Source organism: Mycoplasma sp. 5370 (genome assembly GCF_054343435.1).
The window spans coordinates 1-18,183 of sequence record NZ_JBTGVF010000011.1; the positions used below are offsets into that span (position 1 = coordinate 1).

15 protein-coding genes are annotated in these 18,183 nt (G+C 24.7%); 6 read left to right on the forward strand and 9 right to left on the reverse strand.

Translation table 4 applies throughout. The features are described from left to right. Positions 1-125: 125 nt before the first annotated feature. On the reverse strand, positions 126-5,090 hold the full coding sequence (locus ACXX88_RS02175) for an MGA_1079 family surface serine endopeptidase (RefSeq protein ID WP_458559463.1): 4,965 nt from the start codon (positions 5,088-5,090) through the stop codon (positions 126-128). Between the two features lie 113 nt (positions 5,091-5,203). Between ACXX88_RS02175 and pheS the strand changes: the two genes are divergently transcribed. Continuing rightward, on the forward strand, positions 5,204-6,151 hold the full coding sequence (gene pheS, locus ACXX88_RS02180) for a phenylalanine--tRNA ligase subunit alpha (RefSeq protein WP_436358425.1): 948 nt from the start codon (positions 5,204-5,206) through the stop codon (positions 6,149-6,151). After that, positions 6,151-8,310, forward strand: coding sequence for a phenylalanine--tRNA ligase subunit beta (locus ACXX88_RS02185; protein ID WP_458559464.1), 2,160 nt, complete (start codon positions 6,151-6,153; stop codon positions 8,308-8,310). Before pheS ends, ACXX88_RS02185 begins: the two co-directional genes overlap by 1 nt. Positions 8,311-8,357: 47 nt before the next feature. Here ACXX88_RS02185 and ACXX88_RS02190 read toward each other — a convergent pair whose 3' ends face one another. From ACXX88_RS02190 to ACXX88_RS02225, 8 genes are read right to left on the reverse strand one after another with little or no spacing between them, the layout of a single operon-like run. Then, positions 8,358-10,298: a transketolase-like TK C-terminal-containing protein gene (locus tag ACXX88_RS02190; protein WP_458559465.1), complete on the reverse strand. Its 1,941-nt coding sequence runs from the start codon at positions 10,296-10,298 to the stop codon at positions 8,358-8,360. Then, positions 10,291-11,820, reverse strand: coding sequence for a PTS ascorbate transporter subunit IIC (locus ACXX88_RS02195; protein WP_458559466.1), 1,530 nt, complete (start codon positions 11,818-11,820; stop codon positions 10,291-10,293). The genes ACXX88_RS02190 and ACXX88_RS02195 overlap by 8 nt, the downstream gene beginning before the upstream one ends. 18 nt (positions 11,821-11,838) lie before the next feature. After that, positions 11,839-12,111 (reverse strand): PTS sugar transporter subunit IIB, encoded by a 273-nt coding sequence (locus ACXX88_RS02200; protein ID WP_436358429.1) that lies wholly within the window; start codon positions 12,109-12,111, stop codon positions 11,839-11,841. Continuing rightward, positions 12,111-12,557, reverse strand: a complete 447-nt coding sequence (locus tag ACXX88_RS02205) for a PTS sugar transporter subunit IIA (RefSeq protein WP_436358430.1) — start codon at positions 12,555-12,557, stop codon at positions 12,111-12,113. The genes ACXX88_RS02200 and ACXX88_RS02205 overlap by 1 nt, the downstream gene beginning before the upstream one ends. Before the next feature lie 13 nt (positions 12,558-12,570). Continuing rightward, positions 12,571-12,873, reverse strand: coding sequence for a hypothetical protein (locus tag ACXX88_RS02210; protein ID WP_436358431.1), 303 nt, complete (start codon positions 12,871-12,873; stop codon positions 12,571-12,573). Further along, on the reverse strand, positions 12,866-13,537 hold the full coding sequence (locus ACXX88_RS02215; protein ID WP_458559467.1) for a hypothetical protein: 672 nt from the start codon (positions 13,535-13,537) through the stop codon (positions 12,866-12,868). Before ACXX88_RS02215 ends, ACXX88_RS02210 begins: the two co-directional genes overlap by 8 nt. Continuing rightward, positions 13,537-14,169 carry a hypothetical protein gene (locus ACXX88_RS02220; protein WP_458559468.1) on the reverse strand — a complete coding sequence of 211 codons (633 nt, stop codon included), beginning with the start codon at positions 14,167-14,169 and terminating at the stop codon, positions 13,537-13,539. The genes ACXX88_RS02215 and ACXX88_RS02220 overlap by 1 nt, the downstream gene beginning before the upstream one ends. Then, positions 14,159-14,806, reverse strand: a complete 648-nt coding sequence (locus ACXX88_RS02225) for a hypothetical protein (protein WP_458559469.1) — start codon at positions 14,804-14,806, stop codon at positions 14,159-14,161. Before ACXX88_RS02225 ends, ACXX88_RS02220 begins: the two co-directional genes overlap by 11 nt. Positions 14,807-14,915: 109 nt before the next feature. Here ACXX88_RS02225 and ACXX88_RS02230 point away from each other — a divergent pair, with 109 nt between their 5' ends. Genes ACXX88_RS02230 through ACXX88_RS02245 form a run of 4 tightly spaced genes read left to right on the forward strand, consistent with a single transcriptional unit; the run spans position 14,916 to position 18,163 of the window. Beyond that, complete coding sequence (locus ACXX88_RS02230; RefSeq protein WP_436358435.1) at positions 14,916-15,758, forward strand: MurR/RpiR family transcriptional regulator; 843 nt, start codon at positions 14,916-14,918, stop codon at positions 15,756-15,758. Between the two features lie 47 nt (positions 15,759-15,805). Continuing rightward, on the forward strand, positions 15,806-16,195 hold the full coding sequence (gene dcm_N, locus ACXX88_RS02235) for a DNA (cytosine-5-)-methyltransferase N-terminal subunit (protein WP_458559470.1): 390 nt from the start codon (positions 15,806-15,808) through the stop codon (positions 16,193-16,195). Continuing rightward, positions 16,144-17,022: a DNA (cytosine-5-)-methyltransferase gene (dcm, locus tag ACXX88_RS02240; RefSeq protein ID WP_458559471.1), complete on the forward strand. Its 879-nt coding sequence runs from the start codon at positions 16,144-16,146 to the stop codon at positions 17,020-17,022. Before dcm_N ends, dcm begins: the two co-directional genes overlap by 52 nt. Further along, positions 17,015-18,163 (forward strand): MAG4270 family putative restriction endonuclease, encoded by a 1,149-nt coding sequence (locus ACXX88_RS02245; RefSeq protein WP_458559472.1) that lies wholly within the window; start codon positions 17,015-17,017, stop codon positions 18,161-18,163. Before dcm ends, ACXX88_RS02245 begins: the two co-directional genes overlap by 8 nt. The last annotated feature ends 20 nt before the right edge of the window (positions 18,164-18,183 follow it).

Here is an 18,183-nt window from a genome sequence, read left to right on the forward strand (position 1 = left end):
CAACCAAAAAAATGGTTGATTTTGTCTTTTTTGCTATTAACTGGGAAACTCGGGAGTCATTAGACTTAACAAAACAAGTCTTCCTTTTATAAAGTTTGATATATTATTAACTATTAATTAATTTGCTATTTAATTTCTTTTCAAAACCAAGGTAATGAGAAATCATTTGGATTTTTAGCATTTGCTCTAATGATTTGAGCACCAAAAGAACCGGTATTTTTTAAATTTAATGGATTTTCATTATTTCAATTAATTCCAAAAAAGTTATATTCATCAGTGTCATATCTAAAAATTTCTGAAGTTCCCCCGCCATTTCCTGATGTTCACAAACCAACTAAGCTATTTTTATCAACAAACATCCCAGAACCAGAGTTACCTGAACCAAAATATAAAGGTGAAAAATTTGGTGACTGTGCAAAAATTACACTATTTTTTCTTAAATCAGGACGATGATTTATATAACCAGTTTTAGATCCTCAATAAGGGAAACCTAAATGTGCCATATCTGTTATATTTGGTGCAAAAATTTCTGCTGTTTTATAGTCAACATCGAATTTAACATTTTCTAATTTTTGTAAATTTTGAAAATGTTTAACAATACCCATTCTACCTTCACGTTTTGCTTCTTTAACATAATTTCCTCAATCAATTATTGAAACAGCAGCATCGTAATTTCCTTTGTGTTTGCTATCTTTAGAAATTTGATTTGTTTCTCCTGTTCCTACTCATAATATTTTGGTAGGAATTTGACCAAAACCTACTTCATTTCGTGTTGAAGGATAACCAAAACCATCATTTATATCATTTCTATATTTATCACTTTCAATAAAAATATTTCTGTGACTCATTGGTGTATATGGCAAATTTTCTCCAGAAATTTTAGAAAGTTTATCCACTTCTTTTTCAACATGGTGATTAGTTAAAACATAAAATCTGTGATCATTAATGTCATCATTAACTTTAGCTATTATTGTTGCAGAACCATTTCACAAAGTATGGTTAATATCGGGAACATATTTAATAGCTCTTGATTTTACAGTGTTTACAAGTTCTCAATTACGCCACTCACTTCTAATTCACTCTCTATCTGGTTTATATCCTTCATGAATTTTGTAAATCACGTTTTGATTTGGATTATAAACACTATAATCTAAATCAATATTTTCATCATTATAATGTAAGATTGGTTCTTGCTGTAAATCGTAATTTACATGTTCATAATTATATTGATTAGTTTTGTAATCACTAAAATATTCACTTTGCTTGCTATTTGTATATTTCATTACTATTTTTGCTGGTGCAAAATTTAAAATAAAAGCTCTTGAAGGAGAAAAATTAACATCATTTGGCTGTGCATAAGTTGTATCAATAATAATTTTGTATTCAGGATTTTTTAGTTTTAAAGTAAAGGAAATTCCTGTATTTTCGTCATATTGAGCACTTAAAATGTATTCCACTGGAGGCGCTTGAATTCAAGTGTTTCCTTTTGGGGATTTATAACCACCAACAACACCTTCTTTGATAACTAATTTACCTGTTACTAACTCTTCAAAATCAAAATCAAACTTAGGAACTTTAGATTCATTTCTTACTCTATCATCTTTGTCATTATCAACTGATAAAACATTTCCAAATAAAGTTAATTTAAAACTTCTGTTTTTTGCTCCTGATGCAAGAAAAGTTTTTTCAATATACTGTTTTTTTAACACTCAAGATGCAACATTGGTTTTAGGATCTAAAGTTCAAATTAAATCTTTTCAAAAAGGTTCTAACTCCCTTTCTCTTTCGATTTCATTTTCTGAATAAAAGACTGTATTTAATTTGTTATTATCAAATGTAAGTTTATTAATTCCTTCATTAGTGGTAATCTTTTTAAATCCGCTAATTTTGTATCAAACATCACTTTTAATAACAGAATCATCTTTTTTATAAAAGGCAAATCTAACAAATGCAAAATCATCGTTTGTATTTTGAATTTCTGAAATTTTAAAACGATTTTTAGGTAAAGAAAAATTATTATATTCTATTTCATCACCAGGATAGTTTAAAGTAATAATTCTATTTAATTCATCCAAATTATTTCTGTAGTAAGTTACATCGTGTTCTTTTAATTGCCCTTTATCAACGTTAATATCTGATAAAGTTATTTTATTTAAAATAACTGCAGGATAAAGTTCTTGTTGATAATCATTTACAACATTATCTAACACATATTCTTGTTCATTTGTAAATCTTTTGTTATTATCTAAAATATTAATAAAACCGATTTTAAACGATAATGATCACTTATTTATTTGTTTTATATCATAGAAATAATAAAAATATTTAGATAATAAATCATTTAAACTTGCAGTACTTTTAGTGATTCCAGTTTTAGTAATTAATTTAGCATCTAAAGGAACAAATCAGTCGTTATCATAACTTTGTCCAGTTGAAGAAGAATCATCAGTTGCATTTGCTAATTTGAAAAAATAATTCATTTTTTCTAGATGATTTTGGAAAAGAAAATCTTTTATATTAAATGCTCTATATAAGGTAACTTCCCCTTGTTTAATAGCTTTTCCTTGAACTTTTCTATGTTGAAAATTAGTTTCATTAATTTTATTAATTTCAGTTTTGAAATTTTCTTCTATTTCACTGTAATTTCCTTTAAAATCAACTGCTGTAAATTGTTTACCATTGATTGGTTTTATTGCTTCATAAGTAAAATGTCTAAAGAAATCAACTGTTTTTATGTATCTTGATTTATTTTCAGGCAAAGGTGCTTTTTGTCCATCTATTTTGTATCAAAAGAAAACATTTGCATCTCCTCCTTTAGCAGTATCTCTAATTTGTTTTATATTATTATAACTTTCAACATTTTCTACATAAATTTCATATCTACCGTATTTTGGTAAAATATAGGAACTTTCAATTGCTATTTTTGCATCTTTTGAATAATAGTCTGTGTGAGTTTTTCTTACATCATCTTTAAATTTGAATTCTTCTAATAAATCACCAACTGGTCCACTTAAAAGTTGTAAAATTTTATTTTTATTTACTTCATCATCTTTTTCTATGTTTTCGTTTTCAAATTCTATTGCTTTTAAAGAAGCAAGATTAAAAATTTTTATAACTTGTTTATTAAATAAAATATTTACTGTTGCTTGTAATTTATTTGTGTTATTTTCTAGACTAAAATTAGGTAATATATCATAACTAAAGAAATTAGAAATACCCTGTTTTTTCTTTATTAAATACTTTTTATATGTTTCATTTTCAAGAAATTCTCTAAATTTAATTTTAGATAATTCAAAATAGTTAATGTCATAAATTTCATCTAAATTAGCAATAGATATATTATTTATAATAGGTGTAATATCTTTGGTAGAAAAATCAATTTCTTTTCTTATTGTTGTGTGCAAATTAGAGTTAGTTTTTGCAACAGCATCTATTGTTACAACAAGAATATTTCTATTATTTTCTTTTAGTTGTAAATCAGAAATTGTGTAATCGATAAAATCTGTATCCAATGCTCCAAAATATAAATTAGAATTTTTTAAATTAATAGAACCAGAGTATAAATATTGTTTCAAATCAAACTTTTCTGTATTAGAATTTAATTGAAAATTACTTAAATTTGCAGTGGCTTCTCTATCAAAAATAGTTTGCAATCCATCATTAGTTGCATCAGTTCCGTTTTTTATTTCATTCAATTTTGAAATAAATTGATCTACTTTATCTATTGATTTGGTGAGATTAAAAATATCTACATCTAATAATTCATTATTTTTAATAAATGAATCAAGTTTTATTTTTTCTTTTAAAAAATTAAATTGTTTTTGTCCTGATAAATTGTTATTTAAAATTCCATTTTCAAATTCTAAAATTAGTATTTTTAAATTTTCTATTTTAGAAAAGAGTTCTTCTAAAGTATTTTTAAAATCAAGAATTTCAGTTTTGGATTTTAGAGATTTTACATTATTTATTAATTCAGACTTGCTTTTTTCATTAATAATGGATTGATTTATTTCTGTTATTAAGTTAGATTTAGATAATTGAAAATTTTCCAATTCATTATTGAATTCAATTTCTAAATATTGTTCTTTTATAATTGTATTTACTTCTTTTAATTTGCTAGTAAAAGTCTTTTTTTGCTCTTTGCTTAAAAAAGAACTATTATTTATTTTTATTAAAAATTCTTCTTTTTTATAAATTAAATAATCACTAAAAAGATTATTTAAACTTATAAAAGAATTTAAGTCATTTAAAATAATATTTATATATTTATTAACTTGGGTTAAATTCGAGAGAGAGAGAGAGAAGACGCTTTTTTCCTGTATTTTTTCTTTATATTTGTTTGTAATTTGATTTATTTCATTTTTTAAATTACTATCAGATTTTTCAAAGTAAAAATCTAAAAAAGAAATTGTATCCTTAATTTCTTTTATCTCTAAATCTAAATTTTTTATTTTTTGAAAATAGTTAGAATAAGCAAAATTTGCATCCATAATGTCATTTAAAAAATTTTTATCTACTAATTTTAAAAGAAAATTATTATAAAAATTTGTAGAGTTTATTTTAGTAGAAAAAATATCTAATTCATCATTTAGATTTTTATTTTGTTGATTTATGTAAACTATATCTTTATTCTTTTCTATTAATTGGTTAGTATTATCTTCAAAATTGAAATTATTTAAATTAATGTTTGAAACAATTTTCTTAATTTTGTTTTTAAATTCAATTAATTCATTTGATTTTTTTAATAAATCAGGATATTTTTTTTCTATCCTTGAGTTTAATAATGTCAAAGGTTTGCTTAAAAAAGCATTATATTCTGAAACGAATTTTTGCAAGTTTAAAGATAACTTTTCTTTTTGATATAAATTTAAATCATTATTATTGATAAATTTAAAATAAAATTTTTCTAATAGTGAATCTAATTCACTGTTTGGTTGATTATAAATAAATGATTTCAATTGATTATTTTGTTTGTTTATTTTTTCATTATTAATTTTTTTAGTAATTAAAATGGAAGTTGTTGTAATCCCTAAAGTTAAAGCAATTATCGGAACAGAAAATACCATTATTGTTTTTTTATTAATTTTCATCATACAAACCTTATCTCAATCATTTATTTTAATAATTTTAAATATATTATAATGCAAAAAATATTGTTAAAAACATATTTTTATATATAATTTTACATATTAGAAAGGGAAAAATGGAATTAGATAAAATAAAAAATCTCGAAGATTTAAAACAAGCTAAAAATAAAGTATTTGGACCTGAAGGTGAAATAGCAAAATTAACTAAAGAATTAAAACAAACTACTAACGATAAAAAGGCACAAATTGGAAAAAAAATAAAGGAATTAAAAGAAAAAGCTGAACTTTTTTTTCAAAAAGCTGCTGAAAATATAGAAAAACATAGAATTGAATCTAAAATTCAAAACGAATGAATTGATGTTAATGAACCTTTGGAATCAAAAAGTTCATTACACCCTATAACTTTAGTTTCTAAAAAAATAAGAGAGTGATTTTCACAAAATGGATATTTAGAATACACAGATTCAGAAATTGTTAGTGATGAATATAATTTTGAAAGACTAAATATTGCAAAAGATCATCCAGCAAGAGAAATGCAAGATTCTCTGTATATTAATCAAAATCTACTTTTAAGAACTCATAACACAGGAATAAGTGCAAAAACTTTAGAAATGTTTAAAAATCAGTCTTTTAGTCAATTTTCAATTGGAAAAGTTTATAGAAATGACGAAGATGATCAAACACATTCTCATCAATTTACACAAGTAGACTTTATTAGTGTAGGTAATGTTAATTTTCCAAATTTAATCTGAACATTAAAATCTTTTTTATCTTATGTTTTAGAAGAAGAAGTTCAAATTAGAATGAGACCATCTTATTTTCCATTCACTGAACCTTCAGTAGAAGTAGATGTTTTTTACAAAAATAAATGAATAGAAATTTTAGGTGCAGGAATGCTACATAAAAATGTGCTAAAGCAAGCAGGATATACAAATGATATGAATGGTTTTGCAGCAGGAATTGGTCTTGAAAGAATTGCAATGATAAAATACCAAATTCAGGATATTAGAGAATTTTACAAAAATGATTTAAGATTTTTAAATCAATTTAGAAAGGAAAACTAATGATTTTTTCATATAAAAAATTAAGACAATTAGCTAATCTTGATGCTAAAATTACACTTGAAAATGTTTTAGAAGCAATAAATTCCATAGGTTTTGAAGTTGAAAGTTATCAAAAATTTAATAACATTGAAGGTGTTAAATTTGGTAGAATCAAAAACATCTATAAAAATCCAAATGCTGATAAATTGAATGTTTGTGAAATCGAATTTGCTGATAAAGATAGAGTTATTCAAACTGTAGCAACAAATGTTAAGCAAAATGATTACGTAATGGCATTTATTCCTGGTTCTACCAATGGAAAAATGATTTTTGCTGAAAAAAAATTACAAGGTATTAATTCAGAAGGGATGCTTGTTTCTTTAAATGAACTTGGTTTTGATACTAACTTAGTTTGAGACGAATTTAAAGAAGGTATTTTTACTTTTCAAAAAGTAAATTTACAGGAAAATCCTTTAGATTTGTTTGATCTTGATGATTATTTAATTGATATTAAAATTCTAAGCAATCGTTCTGATGCTAACTCTTATTTAATAATGGCAAAAGAATTAGCTGCCTTTTTCCTTTCAGAACCTCTAAATATAAATTATAAAAATCCAACATTTAATAGCAACTTTATTATAAAAAATAATGAAAACAATCTTTTAACAGGTATTGAAGCTAAAAAAGATGGTAACTTTAAACTAAATATACAAGATTCATTTTTACTTTTAAAATCAGGAATTAAATTAGTTTCCCCTATAGTTGATTTAACTAATTTAACCTTGATTATGAGCGGAATGCCCACTCATGCATATAATAAAAATACTATTAAAAGTCCTTTACAACCACAAATTTTTTCTGGAAAATTTGAAGCACTTGGTAATAAAATTGTAGATTTTACAAACGCACTTGCCATTTATGATGGAAATAATCAAGCAGTTTCTCTTGCTGGAGTTATGGGAGCAGAAAAAACTTCTATAACTAAAGATACTAAAGAAATTATTTTTGAAATTGGTAATTTCTCTATTAAAGATGTAAGACATACAGCAAAGCAACTCAAAATTGATTCTAATTCCTATAAACAATCATCCAAAAAAGTTTCATTAGGTACAATGCTTTTAGGTCATCATTTTTTATCTAATTATTTAACTGAATTTTCACAAATAATCAATCTACCAAAAATAGAGCAAAAATCTATTTATTTTGATATCAATTACATTAATAGAATTGCAGGAAGTGAAATTTCAAAAACCGAAAGATTTGCAACAGTTAAAAAATCACTAGAAATTCTTAGTTTTGAGTTTAAAGGTGAACAAATTATTGTTCCTAACTATAGACATGATATTGAAGATATAGATGATATTCTTGAAGAAGTTTTAAGATTTTATGGATTTAATAATTTGATTTTAAATCAACCAAAAATTAACTCATTTTTAATTAATAGACCAAATATTATTAAAGAAAAAATCTCTTCTAGTGGTTTTCAAGAAGTTTGAACTTATTCTTTAATTTCAAAAGAACGTAATGTTTTTAATCCTTTTGATTTCAAACAAAATATAACTTTAGAAACTTTCGTTTCCAAAGAAAGAGAAGAAATTAGAAACTCTTTAGCAATTTCTTTAGCAGAAGTGATTGAATATAATCAAAAAAGAAAAATCACAGATATTTCTATTTTTGAAGTAGGAATGGTTAATGAATTTAAGAATGTTTTAGCTTTAGCTTCAACTTCTTATCCTTTCAATCAATTAAAAGAAGTGATTTTAAACAATGTTTCAGAAAATTTAACTTTCAAAAGAGCAGAAGATATTAATAATTTTCACACAGGAACAACCGCTTTAATATACCACAACAACACTCTTGTAGGGTGAATTGGAAAAATTTCTCCATATCTAAATATCAGTGATGCTTTGTTTGCTGAAATCAATTTAGATGCTATTGAAAAAGAGAAAGTAATATTTAAAGAGTATGATAATTCACCATTAAAATCAAGAGACATTACCTTTTCATTAACTAAAAGAGAAAGTATAGAAAACGTCATAAATGAACTATATGCTTTATATCAAAATATTTTTTCAATAAAAATTAAAGATAAATTTGAAACTGAGATAGAAGTAAAAATTACCTTAAATATTCTTTGTGATGAAATTGGAATGAAACTAATTGATCAAAAGTACAATTAAAGAAAAAAGCACTCAATTAATGAATGCTTTTTTTGTTTTTTTCTTTATTATTTTTCTAAAAATAATTTGATTTTTTCTACTAAAAATTCTTTATTAAATCCATTTAACTCATAAACAAATTGTCCTGGTGCTGAGTGTCCAAAGTCTTTTGCTAAATGAGCATCAAATTTAGAATATTTAGAAAGTTTGTATCATAAATGATCGTTAGAAGCTTCGATTGCAAATAATGGTTGTTTAGCAAGTTCTAACTGACTTATAAGTTTTTCATCATCGAGCAATAATTGCAAGGATGGAACAGAAATTACACTTGCTTTAATATTAATTTTTTTCAATTCATTAGCTACTTGCTCAGCTAAACTCACCTCTGAACCAGAAGCAAGAAGTGTAATATTTGCACTTTCTTGTTTATCAATGAAATAAGCTGCTTTAAATTCATTTTTTTGTAAATTAAATGATTTCACTTCTTGGCGACATGTAATTATAGCACAAGGTGTTTTTTTGCTATTTAATGCATATTTAAAAGAATTTAGCATTTCATTTTCATCTGCTGGTCTAAATACTAAATAATTAGGTATAGAACGGAGCATCCCAATTTGTTCAACCGGTTGATGAGTTGGACCATCTCCTCCTACTTGATAAGAATCGTGACTAAATACAGAAATAGAAGGGATTTCCATTAGTGCACCTAATCTAAGAGCTGGTTTTGCATAGTCTGCAAAAACTAAGAAAGTTGAACCAAAAGTAGTGTATCCTGAGTGTAAATTTATTCCGTTGTTGATAGCAGTCATTGCAAATTCTCTAATTCCATATTTGATATTTCTATTAGAATCAAAACCTACTTTAGTAGCACTTCTAAGGTCTGCAGAACCACCCATAAAATCTTCATAATTTCCATCTAAATATTGCATTATTTCAGCAACATAATTTCTTGTAGCAACATTAGTTTGTTTAAATTTAAAATCTTTAAAATCAAAGGATTTTTCCCTTTTAATTAACGCTTCAAGTTCTCTTCCTAATTTTGGATATCTTGTTTTTAATTTTTCAAAATTATTAACTCATCTTGTGTAAGCTGTTGATTTGGAAATAATCATTTGTCTTCCAAATTCGTAAGCTTGCTCGTTGTATTCAAAAGGTTTAGTTTCTTTTAAACCAAGTCTTTTTTTGTAACTAACAGTTGCTTCTGGACTTAAAATTCCATTGTGTCCTTTTGGAGAGTTTGCAACATCTGTTCCATAAGCGATTGTGGTAGGAACTTGAATATAAGTAGGTTTTACTGTGTCTTTAATTCTTTCTAATGCTTTTTGAATTTCAACTGGATCATTATCTCTTAAAATAATAACATTGAAATTTTGAGATTTGAAAAATAGTTCAAAATTTATGTTATTTACTTCAGAAGATGCTGAATCAATTTGCATATTGTTATAATCGTGAATGATTACAAGTTTAGATAGTTTATTTGTACCAGCAAATTGGATTGCTTCTAAAGCTACTCCTTCTTGTAAATCCCCATCTCCACAAACTACAAAAATGTTGTGGTTAAAAATATTTAAACGATCTTTATTAAATCTTTTTATTAAGTGTTTAGCACTTAGTGCCATTCCCGTTGCCATTGCAACACCTTGTCCTAATGGACCGGTAGAAGCATCGACAAATTCTAATTTATCAATTTCTGGATGTGAAGGAGTTTTAGAATTATATTCTTTATGTGCTTTAATATCATCAATGCTTAATAATCCAAGTAAATGGTAAATGGAATATAATCCCATTGAACCATGTCCTGCTGATAAAACTAAACGATCTCTATCGATTCATTTTGGATCAGTAGGACTAAATCTCATTACTTGACCTACAAGTGCATAAAAGATTTCAGAAGCACCAAGAGCCATTCCAATGTGCCCTTGTTTTGCATTATTTATTCCGTCAATAGCAACTGCACGCATTGTTGCAATAAATTCATTTGCAGTGTAGTCCAAATGTTTTTTACGCATTTTTTACTTCACCTTTATTTTTTTTGTCAAAAACAAATCTTTTAACAAGTCCATCAGCAACTAATGCTAAGTAAGCTGCAATGATTGTACCAAAAGCAACATATTTTCCTGCTTTAGGGATTAATCCAAGAATTCCTGGAATGTAACCAATAAAGTAGTCAGTATCTCCTCAATTTAGTGAAATTAATGAATTCCCTTTTACTGAGTTAGATGTTTCAAGTAATTTTCCTAAAGCATTTGTGTCAGTTGGAGTTCAATTTCCAAGCACAAAGAATACAGGAATAAATGTAATAATTAATCCAACTACAAATGGACCAACTATTGCACCAATTATTCCACCTTTAACGTTTCCAAATACTCCAGAAGTTGCTCCTAAGAAGAAGTGAGGAACTAATCCTGGTAATACAACTGCAGGAATTAAACTTGCAGCTCCTAAACCAATAGTAATAGCCATTCCTACAAGTCCAGCAGCAAAAGAAGAAATAAATCCAATAATAACTGCATTAGGAGCATAAGGGAATACTACAGGACAGTCAACAGCTGCTTTAGAATTTTTAATTAATTTATCGCTAAATCCTTTATACATTGGCACTAATTCACCAATAAATAATCTAACACCAGCTAAAACAATTTCTACTCCAGCTGTGAATGTAAATGCTTGAACTATCATTGTGATAACTCAGTTTCCATCGCTTAAAACAGCTAAAGCTTCTTTATTTGTTATTTTTCCAAGTTCAAATAAAATTCCACCTGGTAAAAATGCTGCAAGATAGAAAATAAATACTGTAATTGAAATAGAAACTAGTGTGTTTCTAAAGAAATATAGTGATTGTGGAAATTTAATTTCTTCTGTTGAAAGAACTTTTCCTTTTTTAAGTTTATAAACTGCTTCACCGATTAATCCAGATAAAGCATAACCAAATCCACCAGTGTGTCCTAAAGCGATTTCATCACTCCCAACAATTTGTCTCATGTATCTTTGTTGAACTGCTGGTGAAATAACCATATAAACTGCTAAAAGAGCAGCTCCCGCAAACATTGCTAAAACAAAGTCTGCAACACTATTTTGAAAATCAAAACCGATTACATACATTACTGCTGCTAACATTAAGGAAGTATAGTATAAAACGTGTCCTGATAAATAAACATATTTAAATCTTGAAGTTAGTGCTAATAAAATGTTTAACAACATTGCAACTAACATTATAATTGAACCTAAAGTAGCAATTTCTGGTAATGCTTTTGCTAAAGCTCCAACAAAACCATCATTATTAGGTATAATACCATTTAAACTATAAACAGCTTGGAAAACTGGTTGGAACCTGTTTAGTGAACCAACAAGAACTCCAGCTCCACCACCCATAATTAAGAAACCTACAATAACTTTAAAAGTACTTACTACAACTTGTGAACCCTTTTTTCTTAAAACAAGGGCACCAATCATTGTAAAAATACCAACTAATAAAGCAGGCACTGCTACAAAGGCTTTTAAAAAATTAAGCATTCATAAAAGAAAAGCCATTTTAATTCCTTTCTAAAATTATATTTTTAATAATTCTTTTAATTTTTTTTCTAATTCATCTTTTGATAAAATGTTGGTTAAAACAACCATTTTTTCTTTTGGAAAATCCAATGTAGGAGCAACATCTGCACCAACAACTACATAATCAACACCATTTTTTGAAAATGATGAAATGTTAGTATGTTCAACAGATTCGTAATCTACTCCCAATTTATCTAAAACTGATTTGACATTCATTTCTAATAAAAGACTTGAACCTAAACCAGAACCACAAACACATCTAATGTTCATTATTTCACCTCGTATTTTTCTATTAAATCCAAAAACTCTTGCATATTTTTAACTTTTAAAACTTTTTGTTTAAATTCTTCATTCATAAAGTAATTTCCAAATTCTTGAATAAAACCAATGTGAGAAGTATTATCTGGTGCTGAAAGAGTTATAATAATTCTTGCACTTTTATCTTCTTGATTATTAAAAACTACTTCATCTTTTAAAATAAGTGTGGAAGTTGCAGCTTCTAAACAATGATCTCCTGCAGGTCCGTGGAGTAGTGCTATTCCTTTTTCTAAAACATAGTAAGCTCCGTATTGTGCAGTTGAATCTAAAATTTTTGTCTCTAATTCTCATGTAGCTTTATTTTCTTTTACAAGTAGTTCTACACCTTTGTGTACAACTTCCTTTCAATCATGACAATTTTCTTGTCATTCCATCATTTTTTTGTCAAATAACTTCATTTTTCTCCTTATTTTAATTTTTTAAGAAAGCTAATAATAAAAACAAAACAATTGCAAAAATAATTACTGTAATAAATGCTCCAAATATTATTCAACCACCTTTTGTAGAAGTTTTTGTTTCCACTTCTTTTGGAACAGGTAAACTTTTAATATAAAAGAATTTATTTGGGTTTTTAGCAATTAATAACGATTCTTTTTCTTTTTCTTGATAAAGTTCTTCAAGTTGTTCTAATGACAATTGTGATAAATATTTTTCATCTAGTGCATATTTATAAACTAAATGTTCAATTAACTCTTGTTTAGTTTTTTTATTCATTTTTTCCCCAATTTTTAAACTTAATAGTTAATTCTTGAATGATAGTAATATAAAAAGTTAAATATTTTTCTAAAAGTGAAAATCTTTTGTATTTTAAATAACTTAAAATTAAGTTTAGATTTTGATTATGATATTTTTCAATAATATAATTTTTCGTTTGTATATATGCTATTTTAGAAATTTTATAACTAAAAACAAATTCAAATACTAATAGTAAAATAAATAAAGATAATACACAAAGTGATCAAATTCATAAATCCATAGTAAGTAAAACTCAACCTGTACTAAATAATAAAATCATTAAATATTTAAAGATAAGAGTTATTTTTTCTGTATTTTTCTTTATATTTGAACAATAAAAATTAAAGTGAAGTAAATTAACAAGTGAAAAAATATTTGAACCTAAATTCTCTTTAGAGATAAAGAACAAGGATTTTTTTATATTAATTTGAGTTTTAAATCAACTAATATTTAAACTTAAATTAAATGTTTTATTGAATTTAGTACTTAAATTTTTCTGAACAATTACTGTTGGTTTTTCTACCAAATTTAAACCAATTTTTTGATATTTTATTTTTAAGTTTATTTTATAAACAAAAACAATAAAAATTTGGATTATCAAAACACAAACTAAAAGAAAAATCCCTAAAATATTAAACTTCATTATTTAGAATCTTCCTTTTTAAATAAATTGTTTTTTAAAAATATTTCACTTACCTTTTGTGGATTCATTAAAGTTTGACTTTGAGTTTCTATTTCTTTATTTAATGAATAAATATCTATAAATCTGTATTTTGTTTTATTTTTAATTAAATCACTATTAAGATTTTCATCAACAAGAATTAAAATTTCATATTTATCTTTGAATCTTTTCTCAAGTCATCTTGATGACTCATTTAATCAATAGGTTTCTCAAAGATCTTTTTTAAATGATTTATTATTTTTTTGTAAAAAAACACCTTTTTCATCAATTAAAATTTTTTCATAGTTGTCAAGTGAAACACAATCAGAAATTAAATAAATTTTTTCTTTTGTAAGAACAACTCCACTAAAAAGCGAATAACCTTTTTTAGCAAAATTGTTTTTTACAAGAATATTGCTTAAAGTTAATGAATCATTTAATGAATCAAAAATCAATAGTTTTTCAAGAGTTTTTTTAGATGTGTTTCCAATTTTAGAAGAATTGAAATTGCTTTTTTTACCTTTAATTTTCTCGTATAAACGTCAAATAATGACTACTAAAAGTATAAAACCAAGAAGCGAACCTAAAACAATTACTGCTATATTAAGAATCATATTTCTCTATTCATCATTTCATAAATTTATTAGCACTATCAAAATAATATATTATGGAACCACCAACAGCTACATCTATATTATTTTGATAAAATTCATCACTATTTGTCACTCTTAAGCCACCATCTGAATAAATTTCAATCGATTTATTTATTTGTTTAATTGTATTAACTTTTGAAAATAATAAATTATTTAATTTTTGTCCAGTACCACCTATTTTATCAATAGTCATCAAAAGAATTTTTTTTGAATTTAATATTATATTTCTAAAGTCTTCTGGATTATTATTTGCTTCTAACATTATTCCAAAGCAAATATTTGGATAATTTTTAGTAGCATCTACAAAATATTCAAGTGATATTTCATTTGCTGGCATAAAAATCGTTTTGAATCCTACTTCGATTAATTTTTCAATTAATCTTAAAGGTTTTTTCACCATTAAATGAGCATCAAAATTTATATGTTTGAATCTTTCAATTAAAAATTTTGCTTGTTCAAAAGAAAAACCAAAACTTGGAACATAAAAACTATCCATAAAATCAATATGAATATGAGTCATACCAGAATTTGAAAGTTCATCTAATATTTTAAGTGATTCAAAACTATTTATAGCACAAACACTTTGTGAATATTTCATAAAATCTCCTTTATATTATCCATAAATAATTTTATTATAAATGAAAGAAAAAAATAAATTTTTGAAAGTTTCTTTCATTTATTATTTAATATATTAAAATATTATTAATATGACTAACAATATTTTGACCAAAATTAACTCTTTAACTAACGTAGAATTAAAAATTCTTGAGTTTATAAATTTATTCCATGAAAAGGAATTTGACCTTACTCAGCAAGAATTATCACAGATAATTTATTGCTCCGAGGCTTCAATTTCACGATTTGCCAAGAAATATGGTTTTAACAATTATAGAGCACTAACTATTTTTATTAACAAAAGAATAAAAGAGTTAGATATTTTAGATATTTCTACAAAATTCTTAAAAACTGAAAAGAACTTTCTTAATATTTATAAGACTCAACAGTATGCAATTAATTCTGCTGTGCAAAAAGAAAATATCTATAAAATCAAACTTGCTACTAACTATTTAAATAAAGCAAAAAAGGTGCTATTATTTGGACTTGGTTCAAGTGGAAAAATTCTTTCTGAATTTTGTGCAAATCTAAAGAAAATAGGATTTGATGCAACTTTTGAACTGGATTTCCACACTATGTTTCCATTACTTGGAACTCTTGAAAAAGATGATGCAATCATCTGTTTGAGCAATAATTTTAGAAATAATGAAATTTATTTTGCTCTCAAGAAAGCAAAAGAATTTGGAGCAAAAACAATAGTAATTACTTCAAATATTGAAAAAATATTTTCTGAATTAATTGATATAAAAATAACTTATGCCAAAATCAATAATTTAGATAAATTAGTACCTATTGCTTCCAAAATTTCTCACCTTGTTATTTTAGATTACTTTTTTGATTACATCACTAATTCAAATCAGAAATACAAACAAAAATTAATAAACACTAACAATGTTTTAAATTCTTGACAAGATTTTTTAAAGAAAGAGAGATAAAAAAATGATTTTTGTTTATTTTTGAAACGCGATATACTTAAAAAGAAATGAAAAAGAGAGAAATAAAAATTTTTGAAGCTTTTGCTGGAATTGGTTCGCAAATTAAAGCACTAAACAATATTAAAAACAAAATGAATATAACTGTCAAATCAATGGGTTTAATTGAATGATTTATAGATTCAATAATTGCTTATGATTTAATAAATGAAAAGAAGGAAAGTCACACAAATAAAATTAATTTAGATAAAATTAAAGAAAATTTATCTAAATTAAAATTAAGTAATGATAGTAAAAATTTGGTTTCTAACAGATTTTTTAATAAGAAATCCGATGAATATTTAATACAAATTTATCCATTTTTTGAAAAATTTATAAAAACTGCCGAGTGCTCTCTCTCTCTCTCTCTGAGGAGACTCCTTCATTTTATAATGATATAAAAGAAGTAAAAGTTATACCAAATGGTATAGATATTTTTACTTATTCTTTTCCTTGTCAAGATTTATCACAGCAAGGTAAACAAAAAGGAATAACAAAAGAAACAAGAAGTGGTTTATTACTTCAAATTCAAAGGTTATTAATTGCCAATAAAGATAGACTACCTAAAGTTTTGCTGCTTGAAAATGTAAAGAGCCTAGCAAGTAAAAAATTTAATGATGACTTCAATAAATGAATAGACTTTTTAAAAAGTCTTGGATATTTTTCTACTTGAAAAATTATCAATTCTTCAGATTTCAATTCAGTACAAAATAGAGAAAGAGTTTTTATGATTTCAACTTTAAATAAAAATGGTTTTGAATGACCAGAAATTATTAAAAATACAAAAAAACTCAACAAAATAATAAAAGAAGATACAGAACAAACACCTAAAGATAAATTACTTGAAGATAAATTAAAAAAGCTAAAAATAGATGAGTTTTATGTAACCAAAAATAATATTAAAAAAGCATTTATACATAATTATACAAATTTTAATTCTGAAAATTATATTTATGCTAATACTCATTTAGGTCCAACTTTAACTGCTTCAGGAGCAAATTCCAGAATAAAATTTTTCTTTGAAAATACAAAGAAAATAAGAGTAATAAATGGAGAAGAATCTTTATTATATATGGTTTTTAGTAAAGAAGATATAAAAAAGATTAAAGATTCTAATTTATTAAGCGAACAAAAAATGACATTTTTAGCAGGAAATTCAATTTCAGTTGAAGTGCTTGAAAAAATATTTGAAAAAATTGTTGAATTTATAAAGGAGAATTATGAATAACCCAAAATTAGTTTGAAATTCATTTGATGTTGAAACAAAAAATTATGATTCCAAAACCACTACAAGTGCAAGTTTTAAGGGGAAATTTTATTTCATTTATATGAAAGAATCACTTGTTATAGTTGATTATTTCTTCAAACTTGATGAATGTTTTATTGATTTAAAAACAACAGAAAGATGATTTAGGGATAAAATTGCAATGTTTAAAAAAAGAGATGAACTATTCAATTTACTTGGATTTACTCAAGAAAAAAGATTGAGTTTGAGTGATAGAAAATTAGTAAAATTAAATGAAAAAGAACTTTCTATTATAAATAATTTCTTAAAAGATAATTTTAGAAATGAAACAATTAAGAACATTATTACTCTAGTTAGAGGTTCTAATCCTGCCGGGGAATTATCTAAACCTGAAAATGCTCCTTTGATTTTGAGTAAGGAAAACGAAATTTTCAAGAGAAATTTTCATTTATTTTTCAAAAATTTTTCTACTAAACTTAACAATAATATTTCAAATTATGAAAAAATTTATTATCAAACAAGTCTTGAATATGATTATATTGAAGAGTTCAAAGCAAAAATTAACAATAAAAAAGAATCAACAAATATTTTTAAAAATATTTATGAATCAATAAAAATAATTAATTCAAATGATTCACCTGAAAAGAAAAAAATCTATTTAAATAATTTAAATTTAATTAGCAGACAAAAAGAAACACTTGAAAAAACAATTGAAAAAGAAAGAAGTAAAATAAATCAAGTAAATGTTTTTCCTTTTTCAAGAAGTGAACCAATTGAAAAAGCTCACTTTTTTCCCGTTTATAAGATTAAAATGATGATTATAAATTACTGATATTCAAACTTTAATACAGAAAATAAAGATGATACAGAAATTAATAAATTATTAAATTTTATCTCTGATAAAGAAAATTATTTAAACCTTTCACCAACTTTACATAAAAAATTTGATGATAATAATTTCACTTTTAATTCTGAAAATGGAGAAATAGTCTTTTTAGATAAAGAAAATATGAATGATTATTGCAAAAATAATCCAGTTCTATGTAAAATAATTGAAAAAATTCCAGAGCAACAATTAACTGAAAAGCGAAAGAAGTTTTTAGATTATAGAAATCAACCATAATATTAAAATACTAAAAAACT